The 24,782-nt window shown below is 61.3% G+C and carries 24 protein-coding genes and 1 other RNA gene; 7 read left to right on the top strand and 18 right to left on the bottom strand.

Annotated elements, in window-relative coordinates; all coding sequences use genetic code 11:
- Positions 1–88 precede the first annotated feature (88 nt).
- The 6 genes from ffs (at position 89) to BBF94_RS14695 (ending at position 7,113) form a co-directional block, all read left to right on the top strand.
- Positions 89–185, top strand: an RNA gene (ffs, locus tag BBF94_RS14720) — signal recognition particle sRNA small type.
- Between the two features lie 245 nt (positions 186–430).
- Positions 431–2,386 (top strand): hypothetical protein, encoded by a 1,956-nt coding sequence (locus tag BBF94_RS14715; protein WP_065259717.1) that lies wholly within the window; start codon positions 431–433, stop codon positions 2,384–2,386.
- Between the two features lie 211 nt (positions 2,387–2,597).
- A complete protein-coding gene (dnaX, locus tag BBF94_RS14710; protein WP_065259716.1) occupies positions 2,598–4,691 on the top strand; it encodes a DNA polymerase III subunit gamma/tau in 2,094 nt (697 codons plus the stop codon).
- A 67-nt stretch (positions 4,692–4,758) separates the two neighbouring features.
- Positions 4,759–5,097 carry a YbaB/EbfC family nucleoid-associated protein gene (locus BBF94_RS14705; protein WP_007951650.1) on the top strand — a complete coding sequence of 113 codons (339 nt, stop codon included), beginning with the start codon at positions 4,759–4,761 and terminating at the stop codon, positions 5,095–5,097.
- A gap of 193 nt (positions 5,098–5,290) precedes the next feature.
- Positions 5,291–5,893, top strand: a complete 603-nt coding sequence (recR, locus tag BBF94_RS14700) for a recombination mediator RecR (protein WP_065259715.1) — start codon at positions 5,291–5,293, stop codon at positions 5,891–5,893.
- 71 nt (positions 5,894–5,964) lie between these two features.
- Positions 5,965–7,113 (top strand): acyl-CoA dehydrogenase family protein, encoded by a 1,149-nt coding sequence (locus BBF94_RS14695; RefSeq protein ID WP_065259714.1) that lies wholly within the window; start codon positions 5,965–5,967, stop codon positions 7,111–7,113.
- A 110-nt stretch (positions 7,114–7,223) separates the two neighbouring features.
- Here the strand turns inward: BBF94_RS14695 and BBF94_RS14690 are convergent, their stop codons facing one another.
- The 18 genes from BBF94_RS14690 to ccoN (BBF94_RS14605) form a co-directional block, all read right to left on the bottom strand.
- Positions 7,224–7,772 (bottom strand): adenine phosphoribosyltransferase, encoded by a 549-nt coding sequence (locus BBF94_RS14690; RefSeq protein WP_065259713.1) that lies wholly within the window; start codon positions 7,770–7,772, stop codon positions 7,224–7,226.
- A gap of 78 nt (positions 7,773–7,850) precedes the next feature.
- A complete protein-coding gene (gene fnr, locus BBF94_RS14685; RefSeq protein WP_007951654.1) occupies positions 7,851–8,585 on the bottom strand; it encodes a fumarate/nitrate reduction transcriptional regulator Fnr in 735 nt (244 codons plus the stop codon).
- Positions 8,586–8,765: 180 nt separating this feature from the next.
- The gene (gene hemN, locus BBF94_RS14680; protein ID WP_065259712.1) at positions 8,766–10,148 is read right to left on the bottom strand and encodes an oxygen-independent coproporphyrinogen III oxidase; all 1,383 of its coding nucleotides are present in this window, start codon (positions 10,146–10,148) and stop codon (positions 8,766–8,768) included.
- Between the two features lie 85 nt (positions 10,149–10,233).
- Complete coding sequence (locus BBF94_RS14675; protein WP_065259711.1) at positions 10,234–10,917, bottom strand: sulfite exporter TauE/SafE family protein; 684 nt, start codon at positions 10,915–10,917, stop codon at positions 10,234–10,236.
- The gene (gene ccoS, locus BBF94_RS14670; RefSeq protein ID WP_065259710.1) at positions 10,910–11,122 is read right to left on the bottom strand and encodes a cbb3-type cytochrome oxidase assembly protein CcoS; all 213 of its coding nucleotides are present in this window, start codon (positions 11,120–11,122) and stop codon (positions 10,910–10,912) included. Before ccoS ends, BBF94_RS14675 begins: the two co-directional genes overlap by 8 nt.
- Before the next feature lie 22 nt (positions 11,123–11,144).
- On the bottom strand, positions 11,145–13,595 hold the full coding sequence (locus tag BBF94_RS14665; protein WP_065259709.1) for a heavy metal translocating P-type ATPase: 2,451 nt from the start codon (positions 13,593–13,595) through the stop codon (positions 11,145–11,147).
- Between the two features lie 164 nt (positions 13,596–13,759).
- Complete coding sequence (locus BBF94_RS14660) at positions 13,760–14,299, bottom strand: FixH family protein (RefSeq protein ID WP_065259708.1); 540 nt, start codon at positions 14,297–14,299, stop codon at positions 13,760–13,762.
- A gap of 11 nt (positions 14,300–14,310) precedes the next feature.
- Positions 14,311–15,726 carry a cytochrome c oxidase accessory protein CcoG gene (gene ccoG, locus BBF94_RS14655; protein WP_065259707.1) on the bottom strand — a complete coding sequence of 472 codons (1,416 nt, stop codon included), beginning with the start codon at positions 15,724–15,726 and terminating at the stop codon, positions 14,311–14,313.
- A 258-nt stretch (positions 15,727–15,984) separates the two neighbouring features.
- Positions 15,985–16,413, bottom strand: coding sequence for a type II toxin-antitoxin system VapC family toxin (locus tag BBF94_RS14650; protein ID WP_065259706.1), 429 nt, complete (start codon positions 16,411–16,413; stop codon positions 15,985–15,987).
- Positions 16,414–16,668, bottom strand: a complete 255-nt coding sequence (locus BBF94_RS14645) for a type II toxin-antitoxin system Phd/YefM family antitoxin (RefSeq protein WP_065259746.1) — start codon at positions 16,666–16,668, stop codon at positions 16,414–16,416.
- A gap of 172 nt (positions 16,669–16,840) precedes the next feature.
- The gene (gene ccoP / locus BBF94_RS14640; RefSeq protein ID WP_065259705.1) at positions 16,841–17,824 is read right to left on the bottom strand and encodes a cytochrome-c oxidase, cbb3-type subunit III; all 984 of its coding nucleotides are present in this window, start codon (positions 17,822–17,824) and stop codon (positions 16,841–16,843) included.
- A complete protein-coding gene (locus BBF94_RS14635; RefSeq protein WP_003175465.1) occupies positions 17,821–18,006 on the bottom strand; it encodes a CcoQ/FixQ family Cbb3-type cytochrome c oxidase assembly chaperone in 186 nt (61 codons plus the stop codon). The genes ccoP (BBF94_RS14640) and BBF94_RS14635 overlap by 4 nt, the downstream gene beginning before the upstream one ends.
- A 5-nt stretch (positions 18,007–18,011) precedes the next feature.
- Positions 18,012–18,620 (bottom strand): cytochrome-c oxidase, cbb3-type subunit II, encoded by a 609-nt coding sequence (gene ccoO / locus BBF94_RS14630; RefSeq protein WP_057396232.1) that lies wholly within the window; start codon positions 18,618–18,620, stop codon positions 18,012–18,014.
- Positions 18,620–20,062, bottom strand: coding sequence for a cytochrome-c oxidase, cbb3-type subunit I (gene ccoN / locus BBF94_RS14625; protein ID WP_065259704.1), 1,443 nt, complete (start codon positions 20,060–20,062; stop codon positions 18,620–18,622). Before ccoN (BBF94_RS14625) ends, ccoO (BBF94_RS14630) begins: the two co-directional genes overlap by 1 nt.
- Positions 20,063–20,543: 481 nt before the next feature.
- Positions 20,544–21,497: a cytochrome-c oxidase, cbb3-type subunit III gene (ccoP, locus tag BBF94_RS14620; RefSeq protein WP_065259703.1), complete on the bottom strand. Its 954-nt coding sequence runs from the start codon at positions 21,495–21,497 to the stop codon at positions 20,544–20,546.
- Complete coding sequence (locus BBF94_RS14615; RefSeq protein ID WP_065259702.1) at positions 21,494–21,691, bottom strand: cbb3-type cytochrome oxidase subunit 3; 198 nt, start codon at positions 21,689–21,691, stop codon at positions 21,494–21,496. The genes ccoP (BBF94_RS14620) and BBF94_RS14615 overlap by 4 nt, the downstream gene beginning before the upstream one ends.
- Positions 21,692–21,694: 3 nt before the next feature.
- Positions 21,695–22,303 (bottom strand): cytochrome-c oxidase, cbb3-type subunit II, encoded by a 609-nt coding sequence (gene ccoO / locus BBF94_RS14610; protein ID WP_065259701.1) that lies wholly within the window; start codon positions 22,301–22,303, stop codon positions 21,695–21,697.
- A 10-nt stretch (positions 22,304–22,313) separates the two neighbouring features.
- Positions 22,314–23,738: a cytochrome-c oxidase, cbb3-type subunit I gene (gene ccoN, locus BBF94_RS14605; RefSeq protein WP_065259700.1), complete on the bottom strand. Its 1,425-nt coding sequence runs from the start codon at positions 23,736–23,738 to the stop codon at positions 22,314–22,316.
- Between the two features lie 95 nt (positions 23,739–23,833).
- Here ccoN (BBF94_RS14605) and BBF94_RS14600 point away from each other — a divergent pair, with 95 nt between their 5' ends.
- Positions 23,834–24,514: an alpha/beta family hydrolase gene (locus tag BBF94_RS14600; RefSeq protein ID WP_065259699.1), complete on the top strand. Its 681-nt coding sequence runs from the start codon at positions 23,834–23,836 to the stop codon at positions 24,512–24,514.
- The last annotated feature ends 268 nt before the right edge of the window (positions 24,515–24,782 follow it).

Genomic DNA, 24,782 nt, shown 5'->3' with positions numbered 1-24,782 from the left:
TTTTAATCTGCAACCAGCGGTTGTAACTTCGTCGCAGATAGGTACAATGGCGCGGCTCGCCGACAGGTGAGTGTCGTTATGGTGACCCTATCGGTCCCCCCGCAACGATCAGCCGTGAACCCGGTCAGGCCTGGAAGGGAGCAGCCGCAGCGGTGACATTGTGTGCCGGGGTGTGGCTGGTAGGGTTGCCACCTTGACGAACATCGAACGAATCAACAGCGAACTGCATGGGTTTTGCCCACTGCGGTTTTTTTATGTCTGCGATTTGGCGTTCAATGCAACACGCCCTGTGGGAGCAAGCCTGCTCGCGAAGGGGGCGACACGGGGTCATCATGTCCCCGGTAATCCCGCATACTCGCCTTAACCGAAATGAATGCAGAGTCTGGCCCGGATGGACCTTGACGGGTCTGCGCCCAGGTCGTGAGGTTTTATGCTCCCGGAACATTCCGATTTATCCAGCCCCGTGTTCTTGCCCGTTACGGATGAAACCTGCGCGAACCTGTTGCAGGCGAGTGGCGACAAAGCCCTCGAAGCCCTGACCGATCCAGAACTGGCGGCCGTGCTGGTCATCCAGAATCTGGTGCAAACGAAAGAGCAGGATTTCGGTGCCATTGCGGCTGAGAAGGTTCTGGCCAGGCTCCTGGCGTGGGCCGTCGAGGCTCGTGAGTCAACGACTGCCGGCCTGCTGCCGGAAGCGCAGCGATTGTTCGATCCGCGCAAACTGTATTTCGGCCTGAAGGTCCTCAGATCATTGAATCTGCGTTTGCTACTTGCCCAGGACGTGTCTGCACGCGATTACTTGTTGCCTGATGGTCAATGGGATTTTGAATACAAGATCCGCCACCATCGCAGCCATGATCCGTTCAGTCAGCCGTTAGTGACACCCAGGCACAGCGAGCGCTGGCTGAGTCCGGCGCAGGACAAACTGGTCAGGACCTTCCGCGCCAACCTGGACGAAGACCTGCACGTTCAAGGTTATGCCGGTGTCGGCAAGAGCCATTTGCTGGTGGCCCTGCTTGAGCATCTTCGGCCGGAAAAGACCCTGTTGCTGGCACGCACCCCGGCGAAACTTGAAGTCCTTCGTCAGCGCATGGGCGGAGCAGGCGAGAAAAAGGCCGGCCAGACGTTCCTGGCGTTCGCTCGGTCGTTGCTTCCCGGTCGCAGGCCGCAGGCGGAGGAAACTCGAATGCCGAGCCGTCAGGCACTGGCGCAGGAACTGAACATCTATGGTTTTCGCCACCACGACGGGCAGGTGACTCTTGAACTCTGCCTCAAGGTGATCGAGCGTTATTGCCGCTTTCGCGATCACACGTTTTCGGCGAAGCATCTGCCGCATTTCAACCAGTCGCTCTCCAGCGTGGACGCTCAGGTGTTGCTGGAGTATTCGAGCCGTGTGTGGGGCTACCTTGAGCTCAATCCGGCGTGGGGCAGCCAGACCGGGTTCGAAGCTCTATTGATGATCAAGCGGGCCTGCATTGCCGGCTGCGCGTTGCCGGCGCGGTACACGCACGTGCTGATCGACGAGAGTCAGGATATCCCCGGGTCGCTGCTGCAGATCATCGAACGCGGCCGCCAGGTGCTGATCACCCTCGGCGACGAATATCAGCAGGCCAGCGGCGTGCCGGTCAAACGGCAGCGTGAGATTCGCCGGAGCGATATCAGCTATTCCGTGCGCTCGGGTCGCAACGTCGAACGGCTGGTCAACCCATTGATCGCCCGGCATTCGCAGAAGGGCAAGATTCCTTTCGAAGGTGGCAGTGATGCCGACGTCGTCATCAAGGAATATCCGGAGGGCTTTGTACCGCCTGAGGGCTGCGTGGTGCTGACGGCATCGCCGTGGGACACCATGATCTGGGCCATCCACCTGCACGATTCCAACTGCACGTTCAGATTCCCGGACAAGCCCTCCCAGGATGATCTGAAGCATTTCATGGCCACGGCTATCGAGCTGTTCAGGCCGGACTTCTATCGCTCCGAATTCAGCGAAAACGGCGTGCATCCGTACTTCAGCGACTTGCCCGACTGGCAAGCCGTGTGCGACGCCAACCGGTTCGACGAGTCGTTTCTGCAGGTCAAGGCGCGGCTGGAAAACGGCTTCATGATTGCCGACCTGACACGCTTGAACCGAATGATCGACAACACCGGCAACGGTTGCATGCTGATGCTCGCGGAAGAGGCGGGGGGCATGGAGTTCGACAAGGTGCTGTTGACCCCGGGACTGCTGACCAACGAGAAATTCAAGGATGCCTACGAATTCGATCAGCGGATCTGCGCCGTCTATATCGCCATCTCCCGCGCCCGGCTGAAGCTTTACGTGCCGTACGATGTGGTCGCCTGGGTCGAATATCACGAATATCAGAAGTTTCGCGATACGGCGGGGCACTGATCATTCGTGGCCGTTCGCCGGTCAAGGGGCGTTTCCCGAACCCTCACGCCATAATTGGTCGGGCGAGGTAGCTGTAGTCGCGCACGGTGCCGAACCGATAAAAGCCTTCGCCCATGCAGCTTGGCCAGAATAGAACAGCGCACCGGATGCAATTTTGCCCTTGCTCCGCTAGCATTAGCCGCTTCTGCTTCCTTTGCCGCGACGGTTTTCGATGAGTTATCAGGTTCTTGCACGTAAATGGCGTCCGCGCTCGTTCCGCGAAATGGTCGGCCAGACCCATGTGCTCAAGGCTCTGATCAATGCCTTGGACAGCCAGCGCCTGCACCACGCCTACCTGTTCACCGGTACGCGGGGCGTCGGCAAGACGACGATTGCGCGGATCATCGCCAAATGCCTGAACTGTGAGACAGGTATCACTTCCAGCCCGTGCGGCGAGTGTTCGGTGTGCCGCGAGATCGATGAAGGCCGTTTCGTCGACCTGATCGAGATCGACGCCGCGAGCCGGACCAAGGTCGAGGACACCCGCGAGCTGCTCGACAACGTGCAGTACGCCCCGAGCCGCGGGCGCTTCAAGGTCTACCTGATCGACGAAGTGCACATGCTTTCCAGCCATTCCTTCAATGCGCTGCTGAAAACCCTTGAAGAGCCGCCGCCCTACGTCAAGTTCATCCTGGCGACCACCGATCCGCAGAAACTTCCGGCAACGATTTTGTCGCGATGCCTGCAGTTCTCCCTGAAGAACATGACGCCCGAGCGTGTGGTCGAGCACCTGACCCACGTCCTCGGTGCCGAAAACGTGCCGTTCGAAGACGACGCCCTGTGGCTGCTTGGTCGCGCGGCGGACGGCTCGATGCGAGACGCCATGAGCCTCACCGACCAGGCCATTGCCTTCGGGGAAGGCAAGGTGTTGGCTGCCGATGTGCGTGCGATGCTCGGGACGCTGGATCACGGCCAGGTCTATGACGTGTTGCACGCGCTGATCGAAGGCGACGCCAAGGCGTTGCTCGAAGCCGTGCGTCACCTGGCCGAACAGGGTCCGGACTGGAACGGCGTACTCTCGGAAATGCTCAATGTGCTGCACCGCGTCGCCATCGCCCAGGCGCTGCCGGAAGGTGTCGACAACGGCCACGGCGACCGAGACCGGGTGCTCGCACTGGCGCAGGCGTTGCCGGCCGAAGACGTGCAGTTCTACTACCAGATGGGCCTGATCGGCCGCCGCGACCTGCCGCTGGCGCCGGATCCGCGAGGCGGTTTCGAAATGGTGCTGCTGCGGATGCTGGCCTTCCGGCCGGCGGACACGGCGGATGCCCCGAGGCAATCGCTAAAGCCAGTGGGGATCAGCCAGGCCACAGTTGATTCCGCAAATGCAGTGGCTGCCGCGCCGAAGCCTGCGCCGGTAGTGGCTGCGGCTGTTGCGCCGGCTCCTGTGGTTGCGCCAGCACCTGCTCCCGAGCCTGCGCCGGTTGTCCCGGTGATCGTGCCTGAAGCCGTTCATGAACCGGAGCCGGAACCAGAGCCCGAACCGGTGGCGGTCGAAGAAGCAGTCGTCGACCTGCCGTGGAACGACCCGGTAGTGCCGGCGACCGTGCAGCAGCCAGCCGTCGAGCCTGTTCTGGAGACCACCGCCGAGCAACCGGATCTACCGCCGATGCCGCTGCCGACCCCGGACAGTGTCGTGCCTGACGCCCCGGAGTGGGTCGCAGCGCCGATTCCCGAGCCGTCGGTGGCCGATGTCGATGCCGCCACGCCAGGCATGGACATGGATGACGAACCGCCGCTCGATGAGGATTACATCGAGCCGGACCTCGATTCCGCCTACAGCTACCTCGATGATCTGGCCAGCGAACACGCCGTCGATCCGGCGCCGGAGCCCGAGCCGGAACCCGCCGCTGCGCCGGCCACCGGTCTGGCCCTGCAATGGCTGGAACTGTTCCCGAAACTGCCGATTTCCGGCATGACCGGCAGCATCGCCGCCAACTGCACGCTGATCGCGGTCGATGGTGACAACTGGCTGATGCACCTGGACCCGGCCCACAGCGCCTTGTTCAACGCCACTCAGCAACGTCGTCTGAACGATGCCTTGAACCAGTATCACGGCCGCACGCTGAACCTGAGCATGGAGCTGATCAAGCCCGAGCAGGAAACCCCGGCCCAGGCCGCTTCCCGGCGCCGTGCCAACCGTCAGCGCGAGGCGGAGGAGTCGATCCACGGCGATCCGTTCATCCAGCAGATGGTGAAGGAGTTCGGCGCGGTCGTGCGACACGATACTATTGAACCTGTCGACGCCCTGGCCAGTCAGGGCTAATAACTGAAGGCGCTCGGGGCAAGTCGCCGGGCGCTGTATTGATCCAAGTACTTTTGAGGTGATTACCATGATGAAAGGTGGCATGGCCGGCCTGATGAAGCAGGCGCAGCAGATGCAGGAAAAAATGGCCAAGATGCAGGAAGAGCTGGCCAACGCAGAAGTCACCGGCAAGGCCGGCGGCGATCTGGTCACCGTGGTGATGACCGGCCGTCATGACGTGAAAAAAGTCAGCATCGACCCGAGCGTACTGCCGGGCCTGGACGAAGACGACCGTGAAGTGGTCGAGGATCTGGTGGCTGCCGCCGTCAACGCCGCCGTGCGTCAGATCGAAGCCAACAGCCAGGCGAAAATGGGCAGCATGACCGCCGGCATGAACCTGCCGGCCGGTATGAAACTGCCGTTCTGATTCGTCTACCCACGGCGCACGAGTAAAAAATGCCAGGCATCGCGCCTGGCATTTTTGGTTTCGCAATCAAGTCCTTACCGTAGCGCCAGCGGGCCCGGATCCTGTGATGTGGCGGGTGCCACAGACCGGACATTGACGCTGTCCGGAGGCGCGGGTATAAACCGCGTCTCGTTGTTTTGTCGGACTTTTCCCCATGAGCTTCAGCCCTTTGATTCGCCAACTGATCGACGCCCTGCGAGTTTTGCCGGGTGTGGGTCAGAAAACCGCCCAGCGCATGGCGTTGCAGTTGCTCGAACGTGACCGCAGTGGCGGCACGCGTCTGGCCCAGGCATTGGGACAGGCCATGGAAGGGGTCGGACACTGCCGTCAGTGCCGCACGCTGACCGAGGACGATCTGTGTCCGCAATGTGCCGACCCGCGCCGTGACGACACGCTACTGTGCGTGGTGGAAGGGCCGATGGATGTCTATGCGGTCGAGCAGACCGGGTTTCGCGGTCGTTACTTCGTACTCAAGGGCCATCTGTCACCGCTGGACGGGCTCGGGCCGGAGGCCATCGGCATTCCGCAATTGATGGCACGGATCGAAGAGGCGGGCACCTTCACCGAAGTCATCCTCGCTACCAACCCGACCGTGGAAGGGGAAGCGACGGCGCATTACATCGCACAGTTGCTCAATAACAAAGGTTTGATCGCCTCGCGTATCGCACACGGCGTGCCGTTGGGCGGCGAGCTGGAGCTGGTGGACGGCGGCACGCTGGCCCACTCGTTTGCCGGGCGCAAGCCGATTTCTCTCTGAACCTCACAATCTGGTTGAAAACCAAGCAAGCGCTCGGTTAAGTTCGGCGAACCCTTCCATGGAGTTCGCCGATGCCCGCCTTCCAGGAATACTTCGACCCCAGTCATCAATTGGTTCGCGACAGCGTCAGACGTTTCGTCGAGCGTGAAATCCTGCCGGACATCGATGCGTGGGAAGAAGCTGAAAGCTTTCCCCGTGAGCTGTACCTCAAGGCCGGTGCGGCCGGCATCCTCGGCATTGGTTACCCGGAAGCGCTGGGTGGCAGCCACGAAGGCGATCTGTTCGCCAAGATCGCCGCCAGCGAAGAACTCATGCGTTGCGGCTCCGGCGGACTGGTGGCCGGGCTCGGTTCGCTGGATATCGGCTTGCCGCCCATCGTCAAATGGGCCCGGCCGGAAGTGCGTGATCGCGTCGTACCTCTGGTACTCGGTGGCGAGAAAATCAGCGCGCTGGCCGTGACCGAGCCGGGCGGCGGCTCCGATGTCGCCAACCTGCAGACCCGCGCCGTACGCGATGGCGATCACTACCGGGTCAGCGGCAGCAAAACCTTTATCACCAGTGGCTTACGTGCCGACTACTGCACCGTCGCGGTGCGTACCGGCGAGCCGGGATTTGGCGGTATCAGCCTGCTGTTGATCGAGAAGGGTACGCCCGGTTTCACCGTCGGCCGGCAGTTGAAGAAAATGGGCTGGTGGGCGTCAGACACGGCTGAATTGTTCTTCGACGATTGCCGGGTGCCTGTGGGAAATCTCATCGGTGCCGAGAACATGGGCTTTGCCTGCATCATGGGCAACTTCCAGAGCGAACGCCTGGCGTTGGCGCTGATGGCCAACATGACCGCCCAGCTGGCGCTGGAAGAGAGCCTGAAATGGGCGCGGGAGCGTGAAGCGTTCGGCAAACCCATCGGCAAGTTTCAGGTGATCAAGCATCGTCTTGCGGAAATGGCCACCGCGCTGGAAGTCTCGCGGGAGTTCACCTATCGGCAGGCGGCGAAGATGGCGGCGGGGCAGAGCGTGATCAAGGAGATCTCCATGGCCAAGAACTTCGCCACGGACACCTCGGATCGCATCACCCATGAGGCGGTGCAGATTCTCGGGGGGCTGGGCTACATGCGCGAAAGCCGGGTGGAGCGGCTGTATCGGGATAACCGCATCTTGTCGATTGGCGGCGGGACGCGGGAAGTGATGAACGAAATCATCAGCAAACAGATGGGGCTTTAGGTTTTGCAGTGAGGCTGCCGGCCCCTTCGCGAGCAAGCTCGCTCCCACAGAGGGACGCATTCCAACTGTGGGAGCGAGCTTGCTCGCGAAGGCGGTGGAACAGGCGCTATTTACTTATCGGTCAACGCAAACTGCGTCAGGCAGAACGTAGGGATTCCCATGTCTTCCAGACGCTGCGAACCACCCAGCTCCGGCAGATCGATGATCGCCGCCGCTTCATGAACGCGGGCGCCCATGCGGCGGATCAGGTTGGCCGCTGCGATCAGCGTGCCGCCGGTGGCGATCAGGTCATCGAACATCACCACCGAATCACCTTCGCACAGGCTGTCGGCGTGGGCTTCGAGGAACGCTTCGCCGTACTCGGTCGCATAACCTTCAGCCAGCACGTCCGCCGGCAGTTTGCCTTGCTTGCGGAACAGTACCAGCGGCTTGTTCAGCTGATAGGCCAGCACCGAACCGATCAGGAAACCGCGCGCATCCATCGCGCCGATGTGGGTGAAGTCGGCTTCCACGTAACGGTGGGCGAAGCTGTCCATCACCAGGCGCATGGCCTTGGGCGACTGGAACAGCGGGGTGATGTCGCGAAAGATCACGCCCGGTTTCGGGAAGTCGATCACAGGGCGGATCAGGGATTTGATGTCGAAGGAGTCGAAGACCATCGTCGAGGTGTCCTGGCAGGGCTGCAAACGGCGCAGTATACCCGCGGCTGAAACGATACGCTCGGCCGCGGGTCGAGATCAGACTTCGAGCGAGCCGCCGGCCAGGGCGCAGAGCTGGATCGGGTCGAGGATATGGATTTCCTTGCCCTCAGCGGCGATCAATTCGTTCTGCTGGAAGCGGGTGAAGACCCGGGACACGGTTTCCACCGCCAGTCCCAGATAATTGCCGATTTCATTGCGCGACATGCTCAGGCGGAACTGGTTGGCCGAAAATCCGCGAGCGCGGAAACGGGCCGACAGGTTGACCAGAAAGGTGGCAATGCGCTCGTCGGCGGTCTTTTTCGACAACAGCAGCATCATTTGCTGGTCGTCGCGGATTTCGCGGCTCATCACGCGCATCAACTGACGGCGCAACTGCGGCAATTGCAGGGCCAGTTCGTCGAGGCGTTCGAACGGAATTTCGCAGACCGAAGTGGTTTCCAGGGCCTGGGCGGAAACCGGGTGTTTCTCGGTGTCCATGCCGGACAGCCCGACCAGTTCGCTCGGCAGGTGGAAGCCGGTCAGTTGTTCTTCGCCGGTATCGCTCAGGCTGAAGGTCTTCAGGGCGCCGGAGCGTACTGCATAAACGGAATCGAAGGTGTCGCCCTGGCGGAACAGGAACTCACCCTTCTTCAGCGGGCGGCCACGTTTGACGATTTCGTCCAGCGCATCCATGTCTTCCAGATTCAGCGAAAGTGGCAGGCAGAGAGGGGCCAGGCTGCAATCCTTGCAATTAGCCTGGTTGTGAGCGCGCAGTTTGACTGGCTCGGACATTTCTTAAATCCTTGTGGGAAAACACACATAAGGCGTAAGGGTAACCCAGGGGGGGACATTCAGGCCAGCCTGTGGCGAGATTGCCCCACGGGCAAAAAGCCGCAGAGCAAAGCGCAGACCTGTTGCAAGGGTTGACCCGCAAGGAAACGACTTCATGGTGTGCGCGCAATTGACGACGGTTCAGATCACCCGGGAAAAACGCTGACGGTTCTGCTGTTCCAGATACGCATCGAACACCATGCACACCGAACGCACCAACAGGCGACCGGCCGGCAGCACGCTGATCCGTTCGCGATCCAGCTCGATCAGCCCGTCCTTTGCCATGCCTTGCAGCTGCGGCCAGAGCGCGCCGAAGTAACCCTGGAAATCGATGTTGAACGTGCGCTCGATCTCGGCGAAATCCAGGCTGAAATTGCAGATCAATTGCTGAATCACTGCGCGTCGCAGGCGATCATCGGCGTTGCACACCAGGCCACGGCTGGTGGCCAGTTGCGCGCCGGCGAGGGTGTTCTGGTATTGATTGAGGTCGCTGCTGTTCTGGCAGTACAGATCGCCGATCTGGCTGATGGCCGACACGCCGAGGCCGATCAGGTCGCAATGCCCGTGGGTGGTGTAGCCCTGGAAGTTGCGTTGCAGGGTCGCTTCTTCCTGGGCAATCGCCAATTCATCGTCGGGCAGGGCGAAGTGATCCATGCCGATGTAGCGGTAGCCGGCGGCAGTCAGTTGCTCGATCGTGCGTTGCAGCATTTCCAGTTTCTGTGACGGGCCCGGCAGTTCGTTGCCGTTGATCCGCCGCTGCGGCATGAAGCGTTCCGGCAGATGCGCGTAGTTGAACACCGAGAGCCGGTCCGGTTGCAGGCTGATGACTTCTTCAACCGTGCGGGCGAAGTTGTCCGGGGTCTGCTTGGGCAGACCGTAGATCAGATCGATGTTGATCGAGCGAAACTGCAAGGTGCGCGCCGCGTCGATCACCGCACGGGTTTCGTCCAGGCTCTGCAGGCGATTGACCGCCCGCTGCACCGCCGGGTCGAGGTCCTGCAGGCCGATGCTGACCCGGTTGAAACCCAGTTCCCGCAGCAGGCCCATGGTCGACCAGTCGGCTTCGCGTGGGTCGATCTCTATACCGTAGTCGCCGGAGTCATCATCCAACAGATTGAAATGCTTGCGCAGGTGCGCCATCAGTTGCCGCAACTCGTCGTGGCTGAGAAAGGTCGGCGTGCCGCCGCCGAAGTGCAGCTGCTCGACTTTCTGCGCCGGGTCGAGGTGGCAGGCGATCAGCTGGATTTCCTGCTCCAGCCGTTGCAGATAGGGCAGGGCCCGACCGCGATCCTTGGTGATGACTTTGTTGCAGGCGCAGTAGTAGCAGATGTTCGCGCAGAACGGCACATGCACGTACAACGACAATGGGCGCAGGGCCTTGCGGCTGTCGCGCAGGGCGTGGAACAGGTCGAAGGTGCCGACCTGACTGTTGAATTGCACGGCCGTCGGGTACGAGGTGTAGCGCGGCCCCGCCAGGTCGTAGCGGCGGATCAAATCGGTGTCCCAACGAATGGCGTCGAGCATGCGGGCATTCCCCCGGATAGGCTGGCAGTGTGAGCGAGTCTAGGGGAGGGCGCGACGAGGCATCTTGATTTGCATCAAGCCGGAATCAGTGGCCCATCAGCCAGTGCTGATGCGGCCCTGGCAGGGTCCAGAGACCGAACAGGATGACCAGCAATCCACCGGCCATGCGTACGCTGCGTTTGCGCAACAACGCCGTGACCCGCTCGGCAGCCAGGCCTGTCGCGAGCAGCACCGGCCAGGTGCCGAGCCCGAAGGCGAGCATCAGCAATGCGCTGTCCAGTGCATTGCCCTGACTGGCCGACCACAGCAGCGTGCTGTAAACCAGCCCGCACGGCAGCCAGCCCCACAGCGCACCGAGCAGCAAGGCCCGGGGCAGGCTCGACACTGGCAACAGGCGATTGGCGACAGGTTGAATGTAGCGCCACAGGCCGCGACCCAGGCTTTCGATGCGGGTCAGGCCGCTCCACCAGCCAGCGAGGTACAAGCCCATGGCGATCAACAGCAACCCGGCGAGCACCCGCATGAACAGCGCTGCCGGGCTGTTGGCCACGGCCCAGCCCGCGAGTCCGATCAGCAATCCGGCCGTGGCATAACTGAGAATCCGCCCAAGGTTGTAGGCCAGGAGCAAGCGAAAGCGTCGGCTGCGTTGCTCCTTGGGAATCGCCAGGGTCAGTGCGCCCATCAGGCCGCCGCACATGCCCAGGCAATGACCGCCACCGAGCAGGCCGAGAATCAGTGCAGAGACCAGCAGTGGCGCCAGTTCAAGCATGGGGCGGCGCCTTGTCGTCCGGTCTGGCCGGGTTGGCTTCATCCACGGCGGCGGTGTGTTTCGGATCCTGGTCGTCGAACAGAATGCTGTGGGCCGGGCCGTCGAGGTCGTCGTACTGGCCGCTGTCCACCGCCCAGAAGAAGATGTAGACGGCGATGGCCACGATCAGCAATGCGGCCGGAATCATCACGTAGAGAGCTGGCATCTATACTCCATGCCCGCGCGGCTCAGGCCGGCAGCGGGCGGGTTTCTGACGAGGCGTTGACGGTCGGCGCGCTCGGCAGGCGAGTCAGGCGCAGGGCGTTGAGCACCACGGTCAGCGAACTGATCGACATGCCGACGGCGGCCCATACCGGAGTGATCCAGCCGAGGGCGGCGAACGGCAACATGAGGCCATTGTACAGCGCGGCCCACAACAGGTTTTCGATGATGACCCGACGGGTGCGGCGGGCCAGCGTGAAGGCTTGCACCAGGGCGTCGAGGCGGTTGGACAACAGCACCGCGTCGGCACTGGTTTTCGCCAGGTCGGTGGCCGAACCCATGGCCACGCTGATGTCCGCAGCGGCCAATACCGGCACGTCGTTGACCCCGTCGCCGAGCATCAATACCTTGCGGCCGCCCTTGTGCAGTTGTTGCAGCACTTGCAGTTTGTCGTCCGGGCGCAAACCACCCCGGGCTTCGTCGATGCCCAGTTCGGCGGCGACACTGGCGACCATCGGCGAACTGTCGCCCGACAGCAGCAGCGTATGCCAGCCGCGCGCCTTGCACACGGCGAGCAGGGCCGGGGCATCGGCACGCAGGCGATCATCCAGGACGAACCATGCCAGCGCGCCTTGGGTGTCGCCCAGCAGCAACCATTGGCCCGGTTCGTCGGGCATTTTCGGCACAGGCGTGCCACTGAGATCGCAGACGAAATCCGCCTGCCCGATGCGCAGACGCTGTTCGCCGACCAAGCCTTCAAGCCCCAGCCCCGGTGTGCTGTGAACCTCTTCGGCGGCCAGCGGCGCCCGGCCAAAGGCCCGGGCGATCGGATGTTCCGAACGGTTTTCCAGCGCCGCGGCGAGGCTCAGGCACCGGTCGCTGTCGAGGTCACCGAGGGGGCGAATCGAGCGCAGCACCAGACGCCCTTCGGTGAGGGTGCCGGTCTTGTCGAAAATCACTGTGTCGATCTGATTCAGACCTTCCAGCACATGGCCGCGTGTCAGCAGCAGACCCAGCTTGTGCAGCGTGCCCGTGGCGGCAGTGAGTGCGGTCGGTGTGGCAAGCGACAATGCGCAAGGGCAGGTCGCCACCAGCATGGCCAGAACGATCCAGAAGGCCCGCGACGGATCCAGTTCCCACCACAACAGACCGATCGCGGCGGCAGCAATCAACGACAGCAGCAGGAACCATTGCGCGGCGCGGTCGGCGATTTCCGCCAGACGTGGTTTCTCTGCCTGAGCGCGATCCAGCAAACGGACGATGGCCGACAGCCGCGTGTCCTGGCCCAGCGCCTGCACTTCGACGGTCAGCGCGCCTTCCACATTCAGCGTGCCGGCGGTGACCGCGTCGCCGGGCGTACGTATCTGCGGCAGGTATTCGCCGGTCAGCAGGGATTCATCGATGCTCGACCGGCCGTCGAGGATTCTGCCGTCCGCCGGCAGCACCGAGCCGGGCTGCACCAGCACCCGGTCACCGAGGCGCAGTTCGCTGAGCAGGATCCGTTCACTCTGGCCGGCGGCGTCCAGGCGCAAGCAAGAGGCGGGCAACAGGTTCACGAGTTGCGCAGTCGCAGCGGCGGTGCGTTCCCGGGCGCGGCGTTCGAGGTAGCGTCCGGCGAGCAGAAATAGCGCGAACATCCCGACGGCGTCGAAATACAGCTCGCCGTTCCCGGTGATCGAGGTCCAGATGCCGGCGACGTAAGCCGCGCCGATGGCCAGCGACACGGAAACGTCCATGGTCAAGTGGCGGGTGCGCAAGTCACGCATGGCACCCTTGAAAAACGGCGCGCAGCTGTAGAACACAATCGGCGTGGTGAGGAACAGCGCGACCCAGCGCAGGATGGTGTGCAGTTCGGGGCTGAGGTCGATGTTGAATTCCGGCCAGGTCGCCATGGTTGCCATCATCGCCTGGAACCACAGCAGTCCGGCGACGCCGAGTTGGCGCAGGGCGAGACGGTTTTCGCTGGCCAGTTGTTCGCTGGCGCGGTCCGCCTGATACGGGTGTGCGGCGTAGCCGATGTGGCGCAGTTCGCCGAGGATCTGGCTCAGTGGCAGTTGCGCATCGGCCCAGCGCACGTGCAGGCGATGGTTGGACAGATTCAATCGCGCCTCGGCCACGGCGGGCAAGGTGCGCAGGTGTTTCTCGATCAGCCAGCCACACGCGGCGCAACTGATGCCTTCCATCAACAGCGTGGTTTCGGCCAGTTCGCCTTCGTGGCGGACGAAAGGTTGCTGCACATCGGCGCGGTCATACAGCGCCAGTTCATCCACCAGTTGCACGGGCAGCGCCTCGGGGTTGGCCGAGGCTTCGCTGCGGTGTTGGTAATAGCTTTCGAGCCCGCCGGAAACGATGGCTTCGGCCACGGCCTGACAGCCCGGGCAGCAGAACTCGCGGGATTCCCCGAGTACGACAGCAGTGAAGCGGCTGCCCGTCGGAACGGGCAGGGCGCAGTGGTAGCAGGGGATGGGGGTGGTCATGTCTGATGCCATGCAGAATCTATTGTGGCGAGGGAGCTTGCTCCCGCTCGGCTGCGCAGCAGTCGCAAAGCAGCAGGCTCACGTTGGCTGAATGTACTCGAGTGCTGAGTCGGGGGCGCTTTGCACCCCAGCGGGAGCAAGCTCCCTCGCCACAGTGAAGATCTTTATTTTTTCAGGTCTTCCGCGCCTTGCAGCGGTTCGTCACCGAGCAGCAGATCCTTGTCATGGCTGACCACTTCTTCCTCGAACATGCGCCATACCTGGTCGCCCTGCGAACCCAGCAACTCAACAAAACGACGACCTTCGACCTTGTCGTTCACCTGGCCAATGTATCGACCCTGCTCGGTTTCGCTGCGGGTCAGGACGATCTTGCGATCCTTGTCCGGCTGAGTCGGGGAAATCAGGTTCAGTTCCAGGGTCTTGGGCTGGCTGTCGCCGCTCAGGCGCAAGTCGACTTCGCCAGTGACGTCGTCCAGGTGTACGTTGGCGCGCATTTTCAGGGTCTGTGCCAGCAGTTCACGGTCCAGCGAACGATTGATGCCCTTGCCGGCCTCATAGTAGTTGTCGTTGACCAGGTTGTCCGGGTGATTCACTGCGATGGTCACCATGGACAGGGTCAAGGTCACCGAGCAGGCCAGGATCCCGATGATGATCCATGGCCAGATATGCTTGTACCAAGGGCTTGCGGCGTTTGCGTCGGGCATGTTCTGTTCTCTCAACGATTCTGTGGGCCGATGAACCGGCTCTTGGCTTCGACGTGGACGCTGTCGTCATCGGCATCCTTGAGGATGAATTTCACCTCGTTGGTGCTCGACGGCAGTTGTTCGGGGGCGCTCGACAGTTCGACCGGCATGCTGAAGATTTCCCCGGCCGGCACCTTGATCTCGCGTCTGCCTTGCAGGCGCAGATCCGGCAAACCGGCGGCTTCCAGCACGTAGGTATGGTCGCGCTGATCCTTGTTCATGATCTTCAGGCTGTAGACGTTTTCGATCCGGCCTTCGGCGTTTTCGCGGTACAGCACGCGGTCCTTGCTGACGTCGAAGCCCACCAGCGAACGCATGAAGAAGGCGGTGACCAGCAGGCTGATCATCGCCAGCAGCACCACGGCATAGCCGATCAGGCGCGGACGCAGTTTATGGGTTTTCTGCCCGGACAGGTTGTGTTCGGTGGTGTAGCTGATCAGGCCGCGCGGGTAATCCATCTTGTCCATGATGCTGTCGCAGGCGTCGATGCACGCGGCGCAGCCGATGCATTCGATCTGCAGGCCGTCGCGGATGTCGATGCCGGTCGGGCAGACCTGGACGCACATGGTGCAGTCGATGCAATCGCCCAGGCCCTGAGCCTTGTAATCGATGCCTTTCTTGCGCGGGCCACGGCTTTCGCCGCGACGCGGATCATAGGAAACGATCAGCGTGTCCTTGTCGAACATCACGCTCTGGAAGCGCGCATACGGGCACATGTAGATGCACACCTGCTCACGCAGCCAGCCGGCGTTGCCGTAGGTGGCGAGGGTGAAGAAGCCGACCCAGAAATACGACCAGCCATCGGCCTGCCCCGTGAAGAAGTCGATGACCAGTTCACGGATCGGCGAGAAGTAGCCGACGAAGGTCATGCCGGTGACGAAACCGATCAGCAGCCACAGGGCGTGCTTGGCGAATTTGCGCAGGAACTTGTTGGCGCTCATCGGCGCCTTGTCGAGCTTGATGCGCTGGTTGCGGTCGCCTTCGGTGACCTTTTCGCACCACATGAAAATCCACGTCCATACGCTTTGCGGGCAGGTGTACCCGCACCAGACCCGGCCGGCATACACCGTGATGAAGAACAGGCCGAACGCGGCAATGATCAGCAGGCCTGAGAGCAGAATGAAATCCTGTGGCCAGAAGGTGGCGCCGAAGATGAAGAACTTGCGTTCCGGCAGGTTCCACCACACGGCCTGATGGCCGCCCCAGTTCAGCCAGACCGTTCCGAAGTACAGCAGGAACAGCACGGTACCGCCCATCATCCGCAGATTGCGGAACAGGCCGGTGAAGGCACGGGTGTAGATTTTTTCTCGAGAGGCGTAGAGATCGACGCTGTTGTTCGCGTTCTTGTTGGGGGGCGTGACGTCGTGTACCGGAATCTGATTACTCATCGTTGCATCCCACGGCAGTGGAAAAATGCCTCGGCCGATACGTGCCGGCCGGGGTCAGAAAGGGTGTTGCGGTGGCGCAATGATACGCCTGTGATGCCGACGAACGGGTGCGACCTTTGGTCGCGTTGGGGAAATATCCTGAATGGTGTAGCGAATGCAACAAAGCATGATGCAGATCAATTGACTTGCTAAGTATGGACGGGTTTGCGAGCAGCGTCGTTCGCTGGTCCCGCATTCCTGGCCGACGTTGAGACGAAATCAAAAGGTATCGCCATTTCTGCTGTCCCACGGATTGATCAATGCAACGCCACTGGATTCAAAGTCGGCGACATTTCGGGTGACCACTGTCAGGCCATGCACCAACGCCGTTGCAGCAATCAACGCATCACTTTCATTGGCCTGGTCTGGCACATGAAGGCGCGCACATCGCAGTGCGACTGCCGCATCGACCGGCAGGATTCTCGCGTCGAAGGCCGGCATCACGTGGCGCTTGAGCCAGGTGCGCAGAACCTTGCCTTGAGCCGGGTCTCGGCGCTCCATGCGAAGGACGCCGGTCTCCAGTTCCTTCAAGGTAATGGCCGAGATGAACATGCGAGGGGCAATGACCGTTTTGGCCCAGGCGACAACGTTCCTGTCGGCCTGGGGTTTGCGCAGTTCGGAAATCACATTGGTGTCGAGCAAATACATTCAGGACAGATCCACGGGGCGGTGAGTGATTACGGCACGCTCGGTTTCGAACTCGATGTCTGCTGCTTCAGGCATGACCAGCAGATCGACAATGCTCGCGTTGAGGCCGGTGAGTTTTTCGTACTCCTCAATGCTTAGCAGTACGTGGGCGGGCTTGCCACGATCAGTGATGATCACCGGCCCATTGCGGGTGGCTTTTTTGGCACTGCTTGTGTCCTGATTGAATTCACGGCTGGAAATGGTGGTGATGGCCATCATTGCGACCTCTCCTGAAGAAGATATGTAGCAACGTTACTACCGCTTCTGGCGTCTCACAACCGGGAAGGCCTGACGAGCCTGACCGCTGGTCGGCCATTCAAAGGGCAGAAACAAAAAGGCCCCGCCAGTTCTCACTGGCGGGGCCATTTTTTTGCTTCAAGCGTTGGCCTTACTGCGCCTCGGCTTCCGGAGCTTTTTCACCGTGAGACAGGCTGTAAACATAAGCCGCCAGCAGGTGAACCTTGTCGTTGCCTTGCAGTTGTTCCTGGGCAGGCATCTGGCCCTGACGGCCGTAACGGATGGTCTGCTGCAGCTGCGCGAAGCTCGAGCCGTAGATGAACGCCGCCGGGTGGGTCAGGTTCGGGGCGCCCATAGCCGGCGTGCCTTTACCTTCCGGACCGTGGCAGGCCACGCAGTTGGCAGCGAACAGTTTCTGGCCGTTGGCCGGATCGGCCTTGGTGCCTTCCGGCAGCTTGCGGCCATCCAGATTGGTCAGCACGAATGCCGCCACGTCCGCCACGCCTTGCTCGCCGATCACTTCGGCCCAGGCCGGCATCACCGCGTGACGACCGCCCATGATGGTGGTCTTGATGGTTTCCGGTTCGCCGCCCCAGCGCCAGTCGGCGTCGGTCAGGTTAGGGAAGCCGTAGGCACCCTTGGCGTCGGAACCGTGGCAGACCGAGCAGTTGGACGCGAACAGACGACCGCCCATCTTCAGGGCTTGCGGATCTTTCGCGACTTCCTCGATTGGCATCGCCGCGAACTTGGCGAAGATCGGACCGAACTTGGCGTCCGAGCGAGCCATTTCCTTTTCCCACTCGTGAACGCCGGTCCAGCCGGTCTGGCCGTTGGCGAACGGGGTCTGCTTTTCGTTATCGAGGTAGTTGTAGCCCGGCAGCAGACCTTTCCAGCTGCCCAGGCCCGGGTACAGCACCAGGTAACCCAGGGCGAAGACGATGGTGCCCACGAACAGCATGAACCACCATTTCGGCAGCGGGTTGTCGTACTCCTCGATCCCGTCGAAGGAGTGGCCGACCGTCTCGTCGGTCTGCTCGGCGCGCTGACCCTTGCGGGTCGACAGCAACAGCCAGGTCAGGGAAAAGATCGTACCGAGACTGAGGACTGTGACGTACAGACTCCAGAATGTAGTCATTCTTTGTTACTCCTAGAAGCTTGCTCGACGTGCTTGATGGCTTCGGGATCATCCGCGAAGGGCAGCAAGGTCGCGTCTTCAAACTCCGACTTGCGCTTGGGGCTGAACACCCACAACGCCAGGCCGATGAAGGCAACCATCACGACAACGGTGCCCAGGCCTCGAATCATCCCGATATCCATCAGAATCACCGTTTGCTTTTGATGATGGTGCCCAGGCCTTGCAGATAGGCCACCAGCGCGTCCATTTCGGTTTTACCCTTCACAGCATCTTTTGCACCGGCAATGTCTTCGTCGGTGTAAGGGACGCCGAGCGTGCGCAACACTTCCATTTTTCTGGCCGTGTCTTTGCCGTCGAGCTTGTTTTCCACGAGGAACGGGTAAGCCGGCATTTTCGATTCAGGCACGACGTTGCGCGGGTTGTACAAGTGCGCACGCTGCCAGTCATCGGAGTAACGACCGCCGACACGGGCCAGGTCCGGGCCGGTACGCTTGGAACCCCACAGGAACGGGTGATCCCACACGCTTTCACCGGCGACCGAGTAGTGGCCGTAGCGTTCGGTCTCGGCACGGAACGGGCGGATCATCTGCGAGTGGCAGCCGACACAGCCGTTGGCGATGTAAACGTCGCGGCCTTCCAGTTCAAGGGCGGTGCGCGGCTTCATGCCTTCGACCGGCTTGTTGGTGACGTCCTGGAAAAACAGCGGAACGATTTGGGTCAGGCCACCGACGCTGACGGCGATGACCATGAAGAAGGCCAGCAGGCCGATGTTCTTCTCGACAGCTTCATGCTTCATCAGTGAGCTCCAACTACGGCGATCTTGGCGGCGGCTTCAGCTTCAGCCGGGTCCGAGGCGCGAACGGTGCGCCACACGTTGTAGGCCATCAACAGCATGCCACTGGCGAAGAACGCACCGCCCAGGGCACGGACGATGTAGCCAGGGTGGCTGGCCTGCAGCGCTTCGACGAACGAGTAGGTGAGGGTGCCGTCGTCGTTGATTGCACGCCACATCAGGCCTTGAGTGATGCCGTTGACCCACATCGAAGCGATGTACAGCACGGTGCCGATGGTCGCGAGCCAGAAGTGCGCGTTGATCAGACCGACGCTGTGCATCTGCGCGCGGCCGAACAGTTTCGGGATCATGTGGTAGATCGCGCCGATCGAGATCATCGCCACCCAGCCGAGCGCACCGGCGTGTACGTGGCCGATGGTCCAGTCGGTGTAGTGCGAGAGCGAGTTGACGGTCTTGATCGCCATCATCGGACCTTCGAAGGTCGACATGCCGTAGAACGCCAGCGAGACCACGAGGAAACGCAGGATCGGGTCGGTGCGCAGCTTATGCCAGGCACCCGACAGGGTCATCATGCCGTTGATCATGCCGCCCCAGCTTGGCGCCAGCAGGATGATCGACATGGCCATGCCCAGCGATTGTGCCCAATCCGGCAGCGCGGTGTAGTGCAGGTGGTGCGGACCGGCCCAGATGTACAGGGTGATCAGTGCCCAGAAGTGCACGATCGACAGACGATAGGAGTAGATCGGACGTTCGGCCTGTTTCGGCACGAAGTAGTACATCATCCCCAGGAAGCCGGTGGTCAGGAAGAAGCCCACAGCGTTGTGGCCGTACCACCACTGGATCATCGCGTCGGTCGCGCCCGAGTAGGCGGAGTAGGACTTGAAGAAACTCACCGGCAGGGACGCGTGGTTGACGATGTGCAGCATCGCCGTCACGACGATGAACGCGCCGTAGAACCAGTTACCCACATAGATGTGTTTGGTCTTGCGCTTGGTGATGGTGCCGAAGAACACCAGACCGTAGGTGACCCAGACAATGGCCAGCAGAATGGCGAGGGGCCATTCCAGTTCCGCGTATTCCTTGGTGGTGGTGTAACCCAGCGGCAAGGTAATCAGCGCGCCGACGATCACGGCTTGCCAGCCCCAGAAGGTGAAGGCCGCGAGGCTGTCGGAAATCAGTCGCGTCTGGCAGGTTCGCTGCACGACATAGTAGGAAGTGGCGAACAGTGCACAACCACCGAAGGCGAAAATCACCAGGTTTGTGTGCAACGGGCGCAGGCGTCCAAAGCTCGTCCACGGCAGACCGAAATTCAACTCCGGCCAGACCAGTTGCGAGGCGATGAAGACACCGAGCCCCATGCCAAGGATCCCCCAGACCACCGTCATGATGGCGAACTGGCGGACTACCTTATAGTTATAAGCAGTCGGACTGATTGCTGTGCTCATTCTAAGGTTCCACGGTTTGGGTGTTTTATTAGGATTAAAATCGGTCGCAAGTATGTAGAAAGCAGGGGGTCAATGCAACGCGCCATGACCTGGGTCAATGCTTTCCAACGCTGATTCTGCGGCCTTTCCATGCGCCGCGTAAGGACAAAATTTCCCTCGGAAAAAATCTCCCGGCGGACAAAAAAAGCGAGGGGTCCCGGTCGACCGAAACGGGGTCTGTTCGAACGCCAGGTTCGGGTGACGGACGGTCATCGGCGCGACAGCCGGTATCTACCGGCCTTTGCGGCCATGTCAGTCAGCCGATTCGTTCAACGCCTCGTTCAGGGGCAACATGGAACCGGCACGGGCCAGTCCGCATCGAGCAAGCGTAGACCCGAATCCGGGGAACCGAAAGGAGAGGGGAAGAGGGGGTGCGACAATGCGTCGCAAAGAGGCTGGAAACTGCCGCACTGGAAACGTGCGGCAGTGTTGTGCTCAATGATTACTGTTTATTCTCTTCAGTAATCAGTTTTTCTGTATTCAATCCATGGCTAAGGCTGTACACATAAGCGGCCAGCAATTGCACTTTATCGTTGCCCAGCAGCTCGCTCTGAGCCGGCATGTGGCCCTGACGACCATGGCGGATGGTCTGTTCGAGTTGAGTCAGGCTGGTGCCATAGATAAATCCGGTCGGGTGCGTCAGGTTCGGCGCACCCATGGCTTCAGTGCCCTGGCCGGTTGCCCCATGACAGGCTACGCACATGGTGCTGAATGTTTGCTGTCCGGCTTGCAGGTCGGCCTTGTTGTCCGCCGGCAGTGGCAGCCCGGCCAGTTCGTGACGCACATAGGCGGCGACGTTTTTCACGCCCGCCTCACCGAGCGACTCGCCCCAGGCCGGCATTGCCGCAACCCGGCCACCCATGATGGTGGTCTTGATCGTCTCGGCGCTGCCGCCCCAGCGCCAGTCCTGGTCGGCGAGGTTAGGGAAGCCGAAGGCGCCCTTGGCGTCCGAGCCGTGACACACCGAGCAGTTGGAGGCGAACAGACGGCCACCCATTTTCAGCGCCTGCGGATCCTTCGCCACTTCTTCCACCGGCATGGCGGCGAATTTTGCGAAGATCGGCCCGAATTTGGCGTCGGCCTTGCTCATTTCCTTTTCCCACTCGTGGACGCCCGTCCAGCCGTCCTCGTAGCCGGGCAGGATGCCCTTCCAGTTACCGAGGCCCGGATAGAGGATCAGATAGCCCACGGAAAACACCAGCGTGCCGGCGAACAGCATGAACCACCACTGCGGCAGCGGGTTGTCGTACTCCTCGATGCCGTCGAAGCTGTGGCCCATGGTCTGGTCGACGCTGCCCTTGGTTTCGCCCCGACGGGTGCCGACCAGCAGCCAGGTCAGGCCGATCAGGCTGCCGATGGTCAGTACGCAGATCCACGTACTCCAGAAGGTGGTCATGACCGGGTACTCCTTGTTTCAGTTGCAGGGGTTGGGTCGGGTTGCGGCTCGTCGGCGAACGGCAGCAGGCGCGCTTCGGCAAATTCCGGCGTGCGCTTGCGGTTGAACACCCACAGGGTCAGGCCGACGAAGGCCACGAACACCACGACCGTGCCGAGGCCGCGAATCAGCCCCGCGCTCATTTCAATGGCCATGTCTCACCTCTTGCTCTTGATTGCAGTGCCGAGCACTTGCAGGTAGGAGACGAGGGCGTCCATTTCGCTCTTGCCCTTGAGGCTGGCCACCGCACCGCTGATGTCGTCGTCGGTGTAAGGCACGCCGAGGGTGCGCATGACCTTGAGCTTGGTTTCGGTATGGCTGCTGTCGAGCGGTTGGGTGACCAGCCACGGGTAGGCCGGCATCTTCGATTCCGGCACGACGTTGCGCGGGTTGTACAAGTGCGCACGGTGCCAGTCATCCGAGTAACGACCGCCCACACGGGCCAGGTCCGGACCGGTGCGTTTCGAACCCCACAGGAACGGGTGATCCCACACGCTCTCGCCGGCCACCGAGTAGTGGCCGTAGCGTTCGGTTTCGGCGCGGAACGGACGAATCATCTGCGAGTGGCAGCCGACGCAGCCTTCGCGGATGTAGATGTCGCGGCCTTCCAGTTGCAGCGCGGTGTAGGGCTTCATGCCTTCCACCGGTTTGTTGGTCACGTCCTGAAAGAACAGCGGGACGATCTGGGTCAGGCCGCCGATGCTCACGGCGAACACCATCAGCAGCATCAGCAGGCCGACGTTCTTTTCAATCGTTTCGTGTTTCATGGCGGACTCCTCAGGCCATCTGCGCGGCGGCAACGACGTCAGCAGGCTGCGAGGCCCGCACGGTGCGCCAGGTGTTGTAAGCCATCAGCAACATGCCGCTGAGGAAGATCGCCCCGCCGATCAACCGCACGACGAAGCCAGGGTGGCTGGCCACCAGGGTTTCGACGAAGGAGTAGGTCAGCGTGCCGTCTTCGTTCACCGCACGCCACATCAGGCCCTGGGCGATGCCGTTGACCCACATCGACGCGATGTACAAAACGGTGCCGATGGTCGCGAGCCAGAAGTGCGCGTTGATCAGGCCGATGCTGTGCATCTGCTCTTTGCCGAAGACTTTCGGGATCATGTGGTACAGCGCGCCGATGGAAATCATCGCCACCCAGCCGAGCGCGCCGGCGTGTACGTGGCCGATGGTCCAGTCGGTGTAGTGGGAGAGGGCGTTGACGGTCTTGATCGCCATCATCGGACCTTCGAAGGTCGACATGCCGTAGAACGCCAGCGAAACCACGAGGAAACGCAGGATCGGGTCACTGCGCAACTTATGCCAGGCGCCCGAAAGGGTCATCATGCCGTTGATCATGCCGCCCCAGCTCGGTGCCAGCAGGATCAGCGACATCACCATGCCCAGCGACTGCGCCCAGTCCGGCAGCGCGGTGTAGTGCAAGTGGTGCGGGCCGGCCCAGATGTACAGGGTGATCAGCGCCCAGAAGTGCACGATCGACAGGCGATACGAATACACCGGACGTTCGGCCTGCTTCGGTACGAAGTAGTACATCATCCCGAGAAAACCGGCGGTGAGGAAAAAGCCTACGGCGTTGTGACCGTACCACCATTGCACCATCGCGTCGGTTGCACCGGCGTACACCGAGTAGGACTTGGTGAAGCTCACCGGCAGCTCAAGGTTGTTGACGATGTGCAGGATCGCCACGGTGATGATGAATGCGCCGAAGAACCAGTTGCCCACATAAATGTGTTTGGTCTTGCGCTGCATGATCGTGCCGAAGAACACGATGGCGTAGGCGACCCAGACGATGGTGATCAGAATGTCGATCGGCCATTCCAGCTCGGCGTATTCCTTGGAACTGGTGTAACCCAGCGGCAGGCTGATGGCCGCCAGCAGGATCACCAGTTGCCAGCCCCAGAAGCAGAAGGCGGCGATTTGCGGCGCGAACAGTTGCGTCTGGCAGGTGCGCTGCACCGAGTAGAACGAACTGGCGAACAAGGCACAGCCACCGAACGCGAAGATCACCGCGTTGGTGTGCAGCGGGCGCAGGCGTCCGAAGCTGGTCCACGGCAGGTTGAAGTTGAGTTCGGGCCAGACCAATTGAGCCGCGAGAAAAACCCCGAGCCCCATGCCGACGATGCCCCACACCACCGTCATAATGGCGAATTGGCGGACCACCTTGTAGTTGTAGGCGGTACTGATAGAAGTGTTCATGGTTCCCCATCCACGGTTCAGCCGAAGTGAGTGCGCGCAGAAAACGCCGCGAACCCTTCGCCTGGAGTTATAGGCAGACTAAAAGCGAGGCAAGCATGGACAAACAGCACAAGGCCAGTATTGACGGGGATCAATGGGCGCAGTGCGTGCGGGATCACGGGTGGCTTTGGGATGCCGCTGTTGGCGAGGCTTCGGCGACCCTCATCCTTGCTCATGGTGCCGGGGCGCCGATGGACAGCGAGTGGATGACGGATATGGCCGGGCGCCTTGCCGGGCTGGGTATCAACGTGTTGCGGTTTGAGTTTCCTTATATGGCGCAGCGGCGGATTGACGGCAGCAAACGCCCGCCGAATCCGGCGCCGAAGTTGCTCGAATGTTGGCGTGAGGTGTATGGCCTGGTGCGACTTCATGTCGCTGGGGTTTTGGCGGTTGGCGGGAAGTCGATGGGGGGGCGGATGGCCAGTCTTCTTGCCGATGAGCTTGGCGCTGATGCGTTGGTTTGCCTGGGGTATCCGTTTTATGCGGTTGGGAAACCGGAGAAACCGCGGGTCGAACATCTGGCTTCTTTGCGGACTCGGACGTTGATTGTTCAAGGCGAGCGCGATGCTCTTGGCAACCGGGGCGCTGTCGAAGGGTATTCCTTATCGCCGACTATTGGAGTGTTTTGGTTGGCGGCGGGGGATCATGATTTGAAGCCGCTCAAGGTTTCCGGGTTTACGCATGAGCAGCATTTGGCTGCCGCCGCACAGAAGGTGGCCGCGTTTCTTCAGAGTTGACCGAGCCGAGCTGAAATTTTGAAACTCATGAAGATCGGCTCCCTTTCCCCCCTCGCCCCCTTGGGGGAGAGGGCTGGGGTGAGGGGGTAGATCTTGAACGCTGCACATTTTTCGATCTGTATGCATATCCATTGCTGAGGTAACGGCCACCTAGGGTTTCGCCCTGACGGCGACTCACTTTTTTTACAAACGCCTAAAAAAAGTAAGCAAAAAAACGCTTGCTCCTACGTTCGGCCCGCTCGCTAAAGCTCGGGGTTCCTTCGCTCCG

The sequence above is a fragment of the Pseudomonas bananamidigenes genome (assembly GCF_001679645.1).
Lineage (GTDB): Bacteria > Pseudomonadota > Gammaproteobacteria > Pseudomonadales > Pseudomonadaceae > Aquipseudomonas > Aquipseudomonas bananamidigenes.
This window is presented reverse-complemented; position numbering and strand designations above follow the sequence as displayed.